This is a genomic window from Catenibacillus scindens, from assembly GCF_014202115.1.
GTDB lineage: Bacteria > Bacillota > Clostridia > Lachnospirales > Lachnospiraceae > Catenibacillus > Catenibacillus scindens.
Genome location: NZ_JACHFW010000004.1, coordinates 14,691 through 29,269, shown reverse-complemented (window position 1 = coordinate 29,269; position 14,579 = coordinate 14,691). Strand labels below are relative to the sequence as shown.

The window sequence follows — 14,579 nt, the reverse complement described above, 5'->3', positions numbered from 1 at the left end:
TAATATGAACCTAAAGACTATTTGCATAATTGGATGTATATAATTTAAAAAGTTAGACAGTTCAGGAGGTAGCACATGGGTGTACAACTGCTTGATAAGACAAGAAAAATAAACAAATTGCTTCACAATAACAACTCAAATATGGTTGTGTTTAATGATATCTGCGAAGTCCTCAGTGAGATTCTGGAATCCAATATTCTTGTGATCAGCAAAAAAGGAAAAGTCCTTGGTATTAAAGAACGCGCCGGTATCACTGTGATCCACGAACTGATCTGTGACAATGTGGGAGAGCATATAGATACCCTTTTAAATGAACGTCTGTTAAGTATTTTGTCTACAAAGGAAAATGTTAATCTGATCACTTTAGGTTTTACAGGCGATGGGGTTTCAAAATACGAAGCCATTGTTACGCCTATTGATATCGCGGGGGAACGGCTGGGAACGCTGTTTATCTACCGTGACAGCACTCCCTACGAAATTGACGATATTATTCTCAGCGAGTATGGAACAACCGTTGTAGGACTTGAAATGCTTCGCTCTGTCAACGAGGAGAATGCGGAAGAAACGCGAAAAATTCAGATTGTGCGGTCTGCCATCAGCACTTTATCTTTTTCGGAGCTGGAGGCCATTCAGCATATTTTTGAGGAACTTGACGGAAATGAAGGAATCCTTGTTGCCAGCAAGATCGCGGACCGGGTGGGGATTACCCGCTCAGTGATCGTCAACGCTCTGCGCAAGTTTGAGAGCGCCGGGGTTATTGAGTCCCGCTCATCGGGGATGAAGGGCACATATATTAAAGTGCTGAATGATGTGGTCTTCGATGAATTGAAAAAACTGAAATAAGCGTAAGAAAAGGCTTGCTTAATGCGGGCCTTTTATGCTATAATCTTTTCGGTAAAAATTAACACGCAGGTCGATTTTGCGGAAAGGTGCCGCCGTTTCGGAGGAAAGGGCGGTTTCCGGAAAAGATGAAATCTGCGGAAGTATAAACCAGGAGGTATATCATGAGTGTTATTTCAATGAAACAGTTACTTGAAGCCGGTGTGCATTTCGGCCATCAGACAAGAAGATGGAACCCTAAGATGGCTCCATACATCTACACAGAAAGAAATGGTATCTACATTATCGACTTACAGAAATCTGTAGGTATGGTTGACGATGCTTACAACGCTATCAAAGATATCGTTGCTGACGGCGGCAAGATCCTTTTCGTTGGTACAAAGAAACAGGCTCAGGACGCTATCAAGACAGAGGCTGAGCGCTGTGGCATGTATTATGTAAACCAGAGATGGTTAGGCGGTATGCTGACAAACTTCAAGACAATCCAGAGCCGTATTGAGAGACTGAAAGAGATCGAAGCTATGGCAGAGGACGGAACATTTGATGTTCTTCCTAAGAAAGAAGTTACAGCATTAAAGAAAGAATGGGAAAAACTGGAGAAGAACCTTGGCGGTATCAAAGATATGAAGAAAGCTCCGGATGCGATCTTCGTTGTTGATCCGAGAAAAGAGAGAATCTGCGTTCAGGAAGCTCATATCTTAGGTATTCCATTAATCGGTATTGCGGATACAAACTGTGACCCCGAAGAACTCGATTATGTCATCCCAGGTAATGATGACGCTATCAGAGCTGTCAAACTGATTGTTTCCAAGATGGCTGACGCTGTTATTGAGGCTAACCAGGGCGAGCAGTATGACGAGGGTACATCTGAGGGAGAGGCTGTTGAAGCTGAATCCGAAGAAGAAGTTGTAGAAGAAGCTTAAAACAATTATTTATTTGGAGGAATTAATCATGGCAATTACAGCAGCAATGGTAAAAGAACTCAGAGAATCAACTGGCGCTGGTATGATGGACTGCAAAAAGGCCCTCACTGAGACCAACGGCGATATGGAAAAAGCTGTAGAGTTTTTAAGAGAAAAAGGTCTTGCAGCTATGGCTAAAAAGGCTAACAGAATCGCGGCTGAAGGTATCGTTGCGATCAAAGCCTGTGACTGCGGAAAAGCAGCAGCGATCGTTGAAGTTAACTCTGAGACAGACTTCGTTGCCAAAAATGCGGATTTCCAGGCATATGTGGCAAAAGTTGCAGCTCAGGCACTTGATACAAAGGCTGAAACTCTTGAAGCATTTATGGCAGAACCATGGGCTGAGGATACATCTCTTACTGTAGAGCAGGCACTTTCCCAGAAGATCGCAGTTATCGGCGAAAAGTTAAGCATCCGCAGATTCCAGAAAGTATCCATTGACAACGGTATTGTTGCATCTTACATCCATGCCGGCGGTAAGATCGGTGTTGTTGTAGCTCTTGAGACAGATTCCGACAGCGAAGCTGTAAAAGAGTGCGGCAAGAACGTAGCAATGCAGGTTGCCGCTTTAAATCCGAAATATGTGGACAGAAGCGAAGTTCCCGCAGATTTCATTGAAAGCGAAAAAGAAATCTTAAAGGCAGCCGCTAAAAATGAAAATCCGGACAAGCCGGACAACATTATTGAGAAGATGATTATCGGCCGTCTCAACAAAGAGCTGAAAGAAGTTTGTCTTGTTGACCAGGCTTATGTAAAAGACGGTGATCTCACTGTTCAGAAATACGTGGACAGCGTTGCCAAAGAAGTTGGCACTTCCATTAAGATCAAATCCTTCGTTCGTTTCGAGACCGGTGAAGGTATGGAAAAACGCGAGGACGATTTCGCTGCTGAGGTAGCTAAGCAGGCAGGAATGTAATTTCCTAAAGTAAAAGGTGCAAAAAGCCCTTGAAAATCCCGTAAGACGGGCATTTTCAAGGGCTTTTTTGCGTTTTAGTAATTGGATTTCAGAGGCACCAGATGTTGGGGTCAAAAGGTCTTTTGACCCTGGCATCTTATCAAGTAAAAATTGTGAATAAGTTGCAAACAGTCAAGCGGTGTCGAGAGTTTAATATAGATGAAATAACTATTTTGTATAATTTGGGGGAAAGTACAAATACACGAGAAGATTGCATTGTAGGAGTTTATTTACTTTTAGGGACACAGTAAGCTGCTGAAATTCACTTTGCCAAACTAACAGAGGAGGAACAAAAAAATTTTAAAGAATTTCCAATATATCATTTTTGGAAAACAGATGCAGAAGATTTATTTAATTACTTCCTCAAGAATGATAAATATGAAATGAAACAGGGAAAAGAATCAGGAGGATTTGCTCCAAACTGGATTGGACAGTTTTACGCGCTGTTTCAATGGATATATAAAATGTCCAGTAAGGAAGTTGTTAAACTTCTTCCAGTTGAATTTATGTTTGAAGCATATCCTGGTTTACATGATCTTGATCTGCAGGTGGCTGTCTGTAAAATGGGAGAGCAGTGTGGACTTAATATGCGGTAAAGCTGCTGATAGCTATAGGAGGAGAAATATGATCTGCTTTCATAATCCTGAAGAAGAGAATGGTTATTTGAGTAACTGGTATTTAACTGAATTTACAGTTGGCGGTGTCACATTTTCGTCAATGGAACAATATATGATGTACGAAAAAGCATTGCTGTTTCAAGATCAGGAGACAGCAAGAAAAATATTGCAGACAGATAATGCGGCGGAAATAAAAGCATTAGGCAGAGCTGTACAGCATTTTGATGATAAGATCTGGATAAAGGTAAGAGAAGAAATTGTTCGCAGAGGCGTACGCGAAAAATTTCGTCAGAATCCTGAACTTTCTGAAAAACTGGAGAAGACAGGTAAAGAAATAATTGCGGAATGCGCTGTAAAAGACAGAATCTGGGGAATTGGTCTTTCTATGAAAGATGAGAACAGATTCTGCATTGATAAATGGAGAGGGCAAAATCTGTTGGGTAAAATTTTGATGCAAGTTAGAGATGATATCAGGCATCAAGCGTCTTGACAAAAGAAGGTGAATCTGTGGAGGATGCCAAGGCAAGACTGGCTGAGGAACAAAAGGCAAGAGAGGAAGAAATGCGGCGTCTGGAAAGGCCGGCGGCAAAAATAAAGAAGTAAATTTGTCTGATCTCCTTTGAATGAAATTGATGAATGGTGTAAAAATAAGACAGGAAAGAGATGAGCGGAATCTGATCTTTCCTGTCTTTTTATGTACCTGTCGGTTTGCAATTATTCTGCGATGCCGGTAAGATTCTTCAGCTTATATTGAGAATCGTCGTGATTACGTCTGAATAGTCGCACAAATTTAGATAATTTCGCAAAGTAAAATACTTTACGAAGTACATTATATATAAACAACTCTAAATTGTCAAATTCTTTTGGCCTGTCAGCAGGTATTTTCTTATTCTGCAACAGGGTTTCTATGACTAAATATTTTGAATCATAAAACTGCGTTGCCGATCTGACATAACTTTTCAATTTGATTCCGTTTCAGCTCTATGGAGGAGTGGACATATCGGTTTAATGTAATATTCACATTTGAGTGTCCTAGAATTTCGCTGAGAGATTTCACATCCATATCCATTTCAACGCACCGGGTGGCAAAGGTATGGCGCAGTGTGTGGAAGTTCCGATAAGGAAGCCCGCACTGGTGAAGCAGAGACTTGTAGTGAAGCTGGTAGGATCGTGGGTCGAGGAAAATCCTTGCCTGGCTGTCGATCACACAAGCCGCAGGCTCAGCCTGGGATTTGTGTGAAAACAAATAGGGCAGCAGGCGGGAAGCAATAGGAATGTCCCGTATGGCAGACTGTGTTTTTGGCGATCCGATAAAAATATGTGTCCCTAGCATATCTTTGGCGTAGATCCGCTGTACCGTCTTTTCGATATGAAATACCTTTCGTTCAACATCCACATTGTTCCATGTCAGGGCACATATCTCTCCAAGGCGCATCCCTGTGTAAAGGCAGATCAAAATTCCAAGTTTCTGAGGCGTGATATCCAAAATAAGATAATTTTCAAGAACTTTCTGCTCTTCAACGGTGAAAATCTGCACAGGCTTACTGATATTGGAATAATGCCATTTCAGCAGAGGTTGTCTTTTCACATTGTAGACCGTGTCCCCGTATTTACACACGCTGTTGACGACGGACATAATATCTTTCACTGTTTTCTCCGAAAGCCCGCCCCGCCCGTCGGAACGGCCTTTTTCTAACTTTTCTGTAATAAAAGTTGAAATCACCGTCTGGTTAATGTTTTCCGCAGATATCCCGGAAAAATAGGGCTCAATGTGTTTTTTTGCAAGTCTAAGATAACAGGAATATGTGGATGGCTTTACCTGGGCCTCCATATATTTCAGCCATTCATTTAATAATTTTACAAAATTCATTTAATCTCCTCCTCATTTCACAAAGTATTTTACTTTGCGATAGATGACATAAAAAGTGGCTAAATGTGACTAAAGATAATGTTATTATGACTGTTTTTGTGACATTGTGAGAGCTTATTTTGCGATTTACAGGGAAATAAGAGAAATCGTTCAGATGGCTGGACTGTTGCAGATGAAGCGCAGAATAAAACAAACAAGTGACGGGATGAATCTATGAGTTATGAAAAAAGCAATCAGTGGGTCAAGCATATTGATTTTATTTTGTTTGATCTGATCTGCATTGAACTATCTTTATTTTTGTCAATTCTGCTGACGTCAGGAGCCGCCAATCTTATGGGCGGACGCTGGCATATCTTTCTGGAAATGCCGATCCTGTTTGTCTGCTGTGTTTTTTTTGCGGAACCTTACTCCGGAATTTTAAGGCGGGGATATTTACAGGAATTAAAGACGGTGATCATTAACAGTATACTTCTTGTGATCGTGCTGCTTGTTTACCAGTACGCGGTGCGGCCGGAGGATAACTATAGCCGGATGATACTTTTGATCTACCTGATTTTCGACATTGTTTTGTCTTATGTCTGCCATGTGCTGAGAAAACGCAGGATACGGCAAAGGACAAGCGCTCCGGATAAGGGGCGGATGCTCCTGCTGGCAGTTCATGGGCGCTGCGCAAAAAAATGTGTGGAGCGGCTTTTGAAAAATCCTTACGGCATGGTAAAACTGTGCGGGATCATTGTTCTGGATGGAACCTATGACGGAATCAAAGAGATTCTGGGTGTTCCTGTGTCAGGAAATGAAGAAAATCTTCTGGAATATTGCCGTTCAAATGTGGTAGATGACATTTTATTTTATGACGCCGGGCAGGAATTGAAAAAATACGAGGAGACGCTGCTGAATATGGGGATTTGTGTTCACTGCAGCGTTGTGCAGATTGAAGATAATTTTCTCAACTATCAGGTAAACACTATTAACGGCATTATGACCCTGTCCCGAAGCATTGCGCCCACTGCCCTGTGGCAGAGAGCCGCAAAGCGAGGGATGGATATTGCCGGAGGGTGCGTGGGATGTCTGATCACACTGCTTCTGGCGGTGTTTGTGGCGCCGGTTATTAAGATCCAGGCGCCGGGACCAGTATTTTTCTCTCAGATCCGCGTGGGAAAAAACGGGCGGCAATTTAAAATTTATAAATTCCGCTCCATGTATGCCGACGCGGAAGCGCGGAAAAAAGAACTGATGGCAAAAAATAAAATGAAAGGCTTTATGTTTAAAATCGACGATGATCCAAGAATCTTTCCTTTTGGAAAATTTTTGCGAAATACGAGCCTGGATGAATTTCCACAGTTTTTTAACGTGCTGCGAGGGGATATGTCCTTGTGCGGTACAAGGCCGCCTACGCTGGATGAGTATGTTCAGTATGAGCCTCATCATAAAAGCCGTCTGGCCATGCGTCCGGGGATTACAGGACTGTGGCAGGTCAGCGGGCGCAGCGAGATCACAGATTTTGAGGAAGTTGTCCGACTGGACAATGAATACATACGCAACTGGTGTCTGAGCCTTGATATAAAGATACTGCTGAAAACAGTGTTAGTCGTATTTCGGCGCAAAGGATCAGTGTAAAACATCTTTTGTGAAAAAACTGTTCGGCTGCAGGCCGAATGTTTACAAAAAGTTACTATTCACAGTCGATTTGAAGCAGATACACAGATTCGTCGAGCTTGCCCGTAAGAAGATGGGTACCTGCTGTAAATCAGACTGCGAATAGTAACTACAAAAATTCGGGAGCGATGCAAATGCGATTGATCAGAGTCCTTGTAGTGATATTTTTAGTTGTTGCTATTGGTCTGTATGGCGCCGGGGGGTTTAAGGAAAACAGAGACGCCGATCCGACGCTGCCTTCCATGAGCAGCGACAGGGATATCCTTGAAGTGACTACAGACTACACCCAGGAGGATCTTCTTGAAGGATTAAGCGCCTGGGATGAACGGGACGGTGACCTGACAGAAGATATACTTGTCGGTGATTTTTCTCAGTTTATCCAGCCCGGTCTGTGCAATTTAAGTTATGTGGTGTTTGATTCATCCAATCAGGCAGCCACATTAAGCCGCCAGGTGCAATTTACCGATTACCAGTCCCCAAAGCTGACTTTAAGTCAGCCGCTGGTCTTTACAGTGGGTGATGACGCCTCTGTTACGGGCCTGGTCGGGGCCACAGATATGCTGGACGGGGATCTGTCATCCCTTGTACTGGAAACCGGTTCTGATATTAATACCCAGGAGGCGGGAACATACCATGTTGATGTGGAAGTTACCAACAGTTTTGGCGATGTGGAGGAGCAATCCCTTCCGGTCCATGTAGTGGAACCGGGATATCAGGCCCTTTCCATTGAGCTGACATCTTACATAGCCTATATTTTGGCCGGGGAAACTTTTGATCCCGGAGATTATATTCAAAGTCTGGAAAATGTGTCCGGAACCTTTCTGGATAGCGGGCTAATCCAGACCGAGTCTTCTGTAGATACACAGACGCCGGGATGCTATGAAGTTCACTATTACGCGGAAAACGACGCCGGACAGTGGGGCGAAACCTGGCTGACCGTTATTGTGAGAGATTAGAAGGAGGGTCTTATGGGTGAAAACAGAGAGTTTCGGCTGGACGAGATCAGCCTGAGAAGTATATTCAAAGACCTGCTGAAAAATCTATGGGTCATAGCGGCGGCAGCGGCGGCGGCCTGGCTGTCAGTCACCGGCGTAGAAAAGCTGACCTATGTCCCACAGTATACAGCCACAGCCACACTGGCAGTGAACACCACATCCAGCAGCAGTGCTTACACATCCCTGAGCCTGACTAGCCAGATGGCCGGGGTTTTCGGCGAGATCTTTGGCAGCAGTGTGCTGGAAAACCGGATCTGTGAAGATCTTGGAGTGGACCATATTGACGGTGAGATCACAGCCACGGTCATTGAGGAGACAAACCTGATCAATTTAAGCGTCACTTCTGGTGATCCAAAACAGGCTTATTTGATCATAACATCAGCGTTAGATAATTACAATACAGTTTCAGAATACCTGTTTACCAACGCGGTCCTGCGCATAGTCCGGGAACCGTCGGTACCCTTTGGCCCTTCCAATACACTGGACATGAGCCGGATCAGGAATCTTGCCATGGCCGCAGGAGCGGGGACCGTTATTTTGATTATCGCCGGACTTTCAGCGCTGCGCTTCACTGTAAAAACCAGGACAGGGGCACACAGAAACCTTGATGGGAAGATTCTTGGCATCATTTCCTATGAGCGCAAGTTTTTTACATGGAAAGAGCTTTTTAGGAAAAAGAAAAGATCTCTGTTGATCTCTTCTTTAACAGTCAGCATGGATTTCGCGGAAAGCCTGCGCAAGGCGGCTTCCCGCCTGGAACATCATATGCGCCAGCGCCGCCAGCAGGTTCTTCTTGTGGCCAGTGTCTCGGAAAATGAAGGAAAATCTTCTGTGGCCGCAAACCTTGCCCTGGCGTTATCTGAAAAGGGAAAGAAAGTGATCCTTATAGACTGCGACTTAAAAAAGCCGGCCCAGTACCGGATTTTTGACCGTCCGTCTGCCGTTAAAGGATGGCTGGGGGATTATCTCCAGGAAAAATGTCAGGCTAACGATCTTTTATCCTATAACCGGAAAGACCACTTTTTCTCTGTATTTCAAAACACAGGGATGGAAAATTCAGCAAGCCTGCTGTCATCAGACCGGATGAAAAAGTTCCTCACCGCCTGCTGCGGCATGGTGGACTATGTCATTGTGGACACGCCGCCCATGGCTGCCTGCTCTGACGCTGAACTTCTCATGGGGCTGTCGGATGTGGCCGTTCTGGTCGTGCGCCAGGACTGGAGCGATGTGCGGGCCATTAACGACTCCGCCGATGCTATCCGGCGCAGCGGCATTGATTTCGCGGGATTTGTGCTGAACGCCTTCCAGAAGGATTTCGTCATCGGACATTCTGCGGGAGCAGGTTACGGCAGTTACCATAAATATAGAGGACAGGAAGGCGGTGGGGAACTTGGCTGATGAAAACAGAGTGCGCACAGAGGCGGAAGATGATGTCATTGACCTTGGCGCCCTGATCTTTGCCTTTTGGCGGATCTTTAAAGTCTTTTGGTGGATCATCCCCATACTGGCAGTTGTTGGGGCTGCGGCAGGCTATATAAAAAACGCCGCCTCCTATTATCCCATGTACCGCTCCACCGCGTCTTTTACAGTTGTGACAGCCAGCGGCAGCAGCGACGGCTTCAGTTTTTACTATGACAACCTGACTGCCGGGCAGCTTGCCGCCACATTTCCATACATATTGAGCAGCAGTCTTTTAAGCGACGCTATTAAAGAAGATCTTGGGGTGGATGTGGTCAACGGAAGTATCTCTGCCCAGGTTGTTTCAGACTCCAACCTGATCACTATGTCGGTGACAAGCAGCAGCCCCTCCGATGCGAAAGCTATCCTGGAATCGGTGATCCGGGTATATCCAAGCGTCTCCCGGTTTGTTATCGGAGCCACCCGGTTTAACATGATCGAGGAGCCGGAGGAACCGACCCAACCTTACAACACCCCGGATTATACCCAGGTTATGGCTAAATGGGGACTGGCGGGAGCCGCTGCAGGCATTGTTTTTTTACTTGCCGCAGCCTTTTTTAAGAAAACTGTCCAAAAACCGGAAGAGCTGAGTACATCCATAAGTCTTCAGTGTCTTGGCGATATTCCGGAAGTCCGTTTTAAGGCCCGTGGAAAACAAACCCGCCGGGAAATTTCCTGCCAGAGCAGCCAGACACCCCAGAATTTCAAAGAGGCTGTGCGCAGCCTGTGGGTTCGTCTTGAGAGGGAGCTGGTTAAAGACAAAGGAAAAGTTCTTCTTATTACAAGTACTGTTTCCGGGGAGGGCAAGTCGGTCATCGCCAGGAACCTGGCCCTGACAGCGGCCTCCAACGGCAAAAAAGTATTGCTCATGGACGGGGATTTTCGCAAAAAAGAAAAAGCCCCCCTTCATGGGGATGTTCACGATCATGGACTGGCAGATGTGATTTCCGGAAAGACAGCTCTTGAAAAAGCCATTTTCCGGGATAAGGAAAGCGGAGTCTACACCATGGCCGCAGGCCGTGTCTCTGGCCGGATCATCCGGCTTTTGGGAAGTAAGACGATGGGAACAATTTTTACCACCTGCAAAAAGACCATGGATCTGATCATTATTGACGCGCCGCCCTGTGATCTGTTTTCCGACGCCTCTGTCCTGGCAGACCATGCGGACAGCATTTTATATATTACTCGCTATGATTTCATTCAGAAGCGCCGCGTCTTAGACGGCGTCAGCGCCATGGAAGATACCGGCGTTCCCATTCTAGGCTATGTATTTAACAGTGTGCCTGTCCATCACAACGGCTACGGCTATTACGGTTACGGCCGGTATGGCTATGGTTACTACGGTTACGGGAAATACGGCTATGGCAAGTATGGCTATGGGAAATATGGTGAGAACCATGATTGATCTTCATGCCCACATTCTTCCAGGACTTGACGATGGCTCTCACTCATGGGAGGACAGTCTTGAGATGGCCGCTCAGGCTGTGGACTGCGGGGTGGAAGGCATCGCTGCCACGACCCACGCCAATCTTCCGGGAAATGCCCGTGCCGAAGAAAAAGCCAGTTATTTAAGGGCTCTGGAACAGTTTAGCTGGCTCCTCGACTCCGAGGATATGGAGCTTAACCTTTATCCCGGCATGGAAATTTTCGCCCAGGGGGCCTATATTGAGCGGCTTCAAAACCGGGAGCTGCTCACCATCAATAATACCGCCTATGTCCTTGTGGAATTTCCCATGGACGGCCCGGCAAGAGATATTTATATCGGCATTGACCGGCTGCGCCGTATCGGACTGTACCCGGTTCTGGCCCACCCGGAGCGCTATGCCTGTGTCCAGGAAGTCCCGGCTCATGTCCGGGAATGGAGGGAGATGGACGCGGTGATCCAGATGAACAAAGGGAGCATTCTTGGAAGTTTTGGCCGGGGCGTTCAAAAGACGGCTCATTATCTTCTCACCCGCCGAATGGTGGACGTGGCTGCCTCCGATGCTCACAGCCCGTGGCGGCGGACGACAAATCTGGAACTTTTGTTCCAAATACTGGCCCAAAATTATGGAACGTCCTGCCCAAGGCTGCTGCTTTATAAAAATCCGGAACAGATCGTCCGGGGAAAGAAAATTTTCAGGCCGTCATCCGGCGATCTCTGATGGCGGAATTGTTACTGTTTTAGGAAAGGACAGATGTTTTATGTTAACTGAAGATCAGAAAGTGGTTTTGTATCTGTTTAAATGCGCCCTCCACGGCCAGAAAGCAGATCCCCGCCGGTTAAAAACTGAATATTCGTCATTTTCCTGGACGACCGTTATGGAGATCGCCCGGTCCCACAACATCCTCCCCGTGATCTTTTCAGTATCCGAGGATGTGGCCGACTTTGTCCGCCATCCGGATTTTCCAAAGCTGACCCGTCAGGTCATGTCCATGGTGGCCGGTCAGATCCAGAGAAATCAGGCCCTCCTTGAACTCTATCGGGCTTTCGGAAAAGCGCAGGTGCCCCTCCCGCTGGTGATGAAAGGCATTGTCTGCCGGGAGCTGTACGGCGATTACGCCGATTACCGCCCCTCCAGCGATGAAGATCTGCTGGTGGCAAGGGAAGATTTCTTTGCCGTGGCCGAAGTGTTGAAAGAGCAGGGCTTTGTGTCCGATAAGCCGGGGGTTACACCGGCGCAGTTGGAGGATCTTCAGGAAGTGAGTTTTTTTCAGGCATCTTCCGGACTTTTAGTGGAACTTCATGTAAATGCTATAGGCCACGAAAATCTGTGGCGGCGCGGCGTAAATGAATCTTTTAACAATGTCATTGCTCACAGCCGTGTTTTTTGCATAGATGATGTTACTTTTAGAGCTATGGAGCATACAGAGGAATTTGTGTTCCTTACCTTTCATGCATTGAAACATCTGACCTGCGGCGGCGTAGGTATCCGTCAGATTGGCGATATTTTACTATATGCAGAAAAGTTTTATGACGCTATTGACTGGGATAAAGTTTGGCAAATTTTGGAAGAAAATAAGGGCAGTCAGTTTTTAACAGATATTTGCTTTATTGGAGAAAAATACCTGGGGATTTCCGTAAAGTCTCAGGGTTCTCCCTGTTGCCCAGGGGATCTCCTTCCGGAAATATTTGTGTCTGGGGCTTTTGGAAATTCAACTCAGGAACAGAGAACTGCAGTTCATTTGACAGGAGCTGCGGTGTCAAACGGCGATAATACATGGTTTGGCCGTCTTCATGTTTTTATGACACTGATATTTCCAGGGAGATACGATCTTTTAAATATGCACCCGGAACTGAAAGAAAAGCCCTGGCTCCTTCCCGTGTGTTGGGTTCGCCGGTGGATGCGCTTCATCCGGCATAACCGTGAGACAGGAGGAAATCTGGCGGCAAAAAGCCTGGCCATTGGCAGGCGGCGTGTCCGTCTCCTTAAAAAATACGGACTTGTGTCCGGCCTTTAGAAATGGGGGATTATGATGAAAATTAAAAGTGGTTTTATTGTGAGAAAAATTGCGGATCAGCACATGACTGTCCCAGTGGGGGAGCGCAGCCAGGAGCTTCACGGGATGATCGGCCTGAATGAAACCGGCGCCTTTTTGTGGAAGCTGCTGGAAGAAGACCAGACGGAGGAAAGCCTTGTCAGCGCCCTGACTTTAGACTACGAAGTGACACAAGATCAGGCCAAAACTTCGGTTCAGACATTCCTGAGCCGGCTGAAAGATGAAGGGGTGCTGGAAGATGAGTGACTGTGAGATTTTAAATCCTAAAATGGATTATTTTACTCAACTTCTGGAAGCCAAAGCCTATAAAGAGGGGATTCCCCTGAAAGGGACTTTTGAGCTGACGCCCCGGTGCAACTTTAATTGCAATATGTGTTATGTCCATCTCACAGACGCCCAGGCCAAAGCCATCGGCCGGGAGCTGACCAATGAGGAATGGCTGGATATTGCCCGCCAGGCCAAAGACGCCGGGATGCTCTATCTGACACTGACCGGGGGCGAGGTTTTCACCCGGCCAAAGTTCCGGGAACTTTACGAAGCCCTGTCGGATATGGGATTTCTCATCCAGATATTGACTAACGGCTATCTCATTGACGAGAAGGTGATGGAATGGCTGAAGAAAAAGCCGCCCTATGAGCTTAGGTTTACCCTATACGGCGCCTCTAATGAAGCCTACGAAAAGGTCTGCGGCGTTAAAGACGGATTCGACCGGGTCAGTCACGCCATCGATCTGGTGCTTGCGACAGACATCCCCTTTTACACCGTAGGCACTATCGTCAGGGAAAATGAGTCGGATCTTCAGGCCATGTATCAATACGCACGGGAGAAAAAGTTTATTTTTCAGCACACTATCGCCGTTGTTCACCCGGTGCGGGGCGCCACAGCAAATGCCTGGGAACATCGCATTGACATGGCGGCGCTGACCGAGGAGGAACTAAAAGAAGTGAAAAAAGTTCCCCGGTTCTACGCCAAGCGGAAGTCCGCGTTGGAAATCTGTCGCAGCTATCGCCGTGGGTTTTGGCTCACATGGGATGGAAAATTACAGCTATGTTCATTTATGACATATCCTGCGATCAGCATAAAAGGGAGAGAGTTTTTGACAGCATGGGAGAGACTGCTGGAAGAATTACAAAGTTTACAGACGCCAAAGGAATGTACCACCTGCAAATACGAAGGCTTTTGCCAGAGATGTCCGGGCGTCCTGGCCGCGGAATGCGGCGGGCCGGATCAGGTGGAACAGGCGTTTTGTAATAAAGCAAAGGCACTCTATGAAATTTATTTTAATGGTCAGGAGGAGATTTAGATGAAAAAAGAATTTATGGAACCGGAAATGAGAAGGATAGAGTTGAATTTAAAGGAGAGGATTGCCACTTCATATACATATGGTGTGGCAGGGGAGTTTAGGACAAGACAAACGACACCAAAGACATGTACAGACGAATTTGTTGATACAGAGATTTATGTATCTGAATGGTCAAATTTGACACAAGACATGCTATGGAGTATATACACAAAATGTGGTCCAGGATCTGGTACCGGTTTAACGCCAGATCAAGTATATACATTATTTAGAAATTCTTTATAACTTATAAATTATAATGTATGGAATTATTTTGAAAGTATGCATAAAGCTAACACCATTTGAAAAATTTTGGGGTCATGATTTTATGAGAACTGATAAATCGGGAAAGGTAAATATATATTTTTTTATGCATACTAATAAAGATCAGTTTCAATCTTGTTATG

The 14,579-nt window shown here is 45.9% G+C and carries 15 protein-coding genes; 14 read left to right on the top strand and 1 reads right to left on the bottom strand.

Annotated elements, in window-relative coordinates:
- Positions 1 to 75: 75 nt before the first annotated feature.
- The 5 genes from codY (at position 76) to HNP82_RS06460 (ending at position 3,864) form a co-directional block, all read left to right on the top strand.
- Positions 76 to 843 (top strand): GTP-sensing pleiotropic transcriptional regulator CodY, encoded by a 768-nt coding sequence (codY, locus tag HNP82_RS06480; protein WP_183772713.1) that lies wholly within the window; start codon positions 76 to 78, stop codon positions 841 to 843.
- Between the two features lie 161 nt (positions 844 to 1,004).
- Positions 1,005 to 1,763, top strand: a complete 759-nt coding sequence (rpsB, locus tag HNP82_RS06475; protein ID WP_183772706.1) for a 30S ribosomal protein S2 — start codon at positions 1,005 to 1,007, stop codon at positions 1,761 to 1,763.
- Positions 1,764 to 1,791: 28 nt separating this feature from the next.
- A complete protein-coding gene (gene tsf / locus HNP82_RS06470) occupies positions 1,792 to 2,718 on the top strand; it encodes a translation elongation factor Ts (protein WP_183772704.1) in 927 nt (308 codons plus the stop codon).
- A gap of 422 nt (positions 2,719 to 3,140) precedes the next feature.
- Positions 3,141 to 3,353 (top strand): hypothetical protein, encoded by a 213-nt coding sequence (locus tag HNP82_RS17825; RefSeq protein WP_207720574.1) that lies wholly within the window; start codon positions 3,141 to 3,143, stop codon positions 3,351 to 3,353.
- A 28-nt stretch (positions 3,354 to 3,381) separates the two neighbouring features.
- On the top strand, positions 3,382 to 3,864 hold the full coding sequence (locus HNP82_RS06460; RefSeq protein WP_183772702.1) for an NADAR family protein: 483 nt from the start codon (positions 3,382 to 3,384) through the stop codon (positions 3,862 to 3,864).
- 435 nt (positions 3,865 to 4,299) lie between these two features.
- On the opposite strand, the gene HNP82_RS06455 is transcribed toward HNP82_RS06460, so the two are convergent.
- On the bottom strand, positions 4,300 to 5,244 hold the full coding sequence (locus HNP82_RS06455) for a tyrosine-type recombinase/integrase (protein ID WP_183772700.1): 945 nt from the start codon (positions 5,242 to 5,244) through the stop codon (positions 4,300 to 4,302).
- Between the two features lie 213 nt (positions 5,245 to 5,457).
- Between HNP82_RS06455 and HNP82_RS06450 the strand changes: the two genes are divergently transcribed.
- The 9 genes from HNP82_RS06450 (at position 5,458) to HNP82_RS06410 (ending at position 14,418) form a co-directional block, all read left to right on the top strand.
- Positions 5,458 to 6,861: a sugar transferase gene (locus HNP82_RS06450; RefSeq protein WP_183772698.1), complete on the top strand. Its 1,404-nt coding sequence runs from the start codon at positions 5,458 to 5,460 to the stop codon at positions 6,859 to 6,861.
- A gap of 173 nt (positions 6,862 to 7,034) precedes the next feature.
- On the top strand, positions 7,035 to 7,856 hold the full coding sequence (locus tag HNP82_RS06445) for a DUF5011/hyalin repeat domain-containing protein (RefSeq protein WP_183772696.1): 822 nt from the start codon (positions 7,035 to 7,037) through the stop codon (positions 7,854 to 7,856).
- A gap of 12 nt (positions 7,857 to 7,868) precedes the next feature.
- Positions 7,869 to 9,293: a polysaccharide biosynthesis tyrosine autokinase gene (locus tag HNP82_RS06440; protein ID WP_183772694.1), complete on the top strand. Its 1,425-nt coding sequence runs from the start codon at positions 7,869 to 7,871 to the stop codon at positions 9,291 to 9,293.
- Positions 9,286 to 10,758 carry a polysaccharide biosynthesis tyrosine autokinase gene (locus HNP82_RS06435; protein ID WP_183772692.1) on the top strand — a complete coding sequence of 491 codons (1,473 nt, stop codon included), beginning with the start codon at positions 9,286 to 9,288 and terminating at the stop codon, positions 10,756 to 10,758. Before HNP82_RS06440 ends, HNP82_RS06435 begins: the two co-directional genes overlap by 8 nt.
- Positions 10,715 to 11,497 (top strand): tyrosine-protein phosphatase, encoded by a 783-nt coding sequence (locus HNP82_RS06430; protein ID WP_207720573.1) that lies wholly within the window; start codon positions 10,715 to 10,717, stop codon positions 11,495 to 11,497. The genes HNP82_RS06435 and HNP82_RS06430 overlap by 44 nt, the downstream gene beginning before the upstream one ends.
- 40 nt (positions 11,498 to 11,537) lie before the next feature.
- Positions 11,538 to 12,794: a nucleotidyltransferase domain-containing protein gene (locus tag HNP82_RS06425; RefSeq protein WP_183772688.1), complete on the top strand. Its 1,257-nt coding sequence runs from the start codon at positions 11,538 to 11,540 to the stop codon at positions 12,792 to 12,794.
- A gap of 12 nt (positions 12,795 to 12,806) precedes the next feature.
- A complete protein-coding gene (locus tag HNP82_RS06420; RefSeq protein WP_243164673.1) occupies positions 12,807 to 13,079 on the top strand; it encodes a PqqD family protein in 273 nt (90 codons plus the stop codon).
- Positions 13,072 to 14,136, top strand: coding sequence for a radical SAM protein (locus HNP82_RS06415; protein ID WP_183772686.1), 1,065 nt, complete (start codon positions 13,072 to 13,074; stop codon positions 14,134 to 14,136). The genes HNP82_RS06420 and HNP82_RS06415 overlap by 8 nt, the downstream gene beginning before the upstream one ends.
- Positions 14,137 to 14,418 (top strand): hypothetical protein, encoded by a 282-nt coding sequence (locus tag HNP82_RS06410; protein WP_183772684.1) that lies wholly within the window; start codon positions 14,137 to 14,139, stop codon positions 14,416 to 14,418.
- Positions 14,419 to 14,579: the final 161 nt, after the last annotated feature.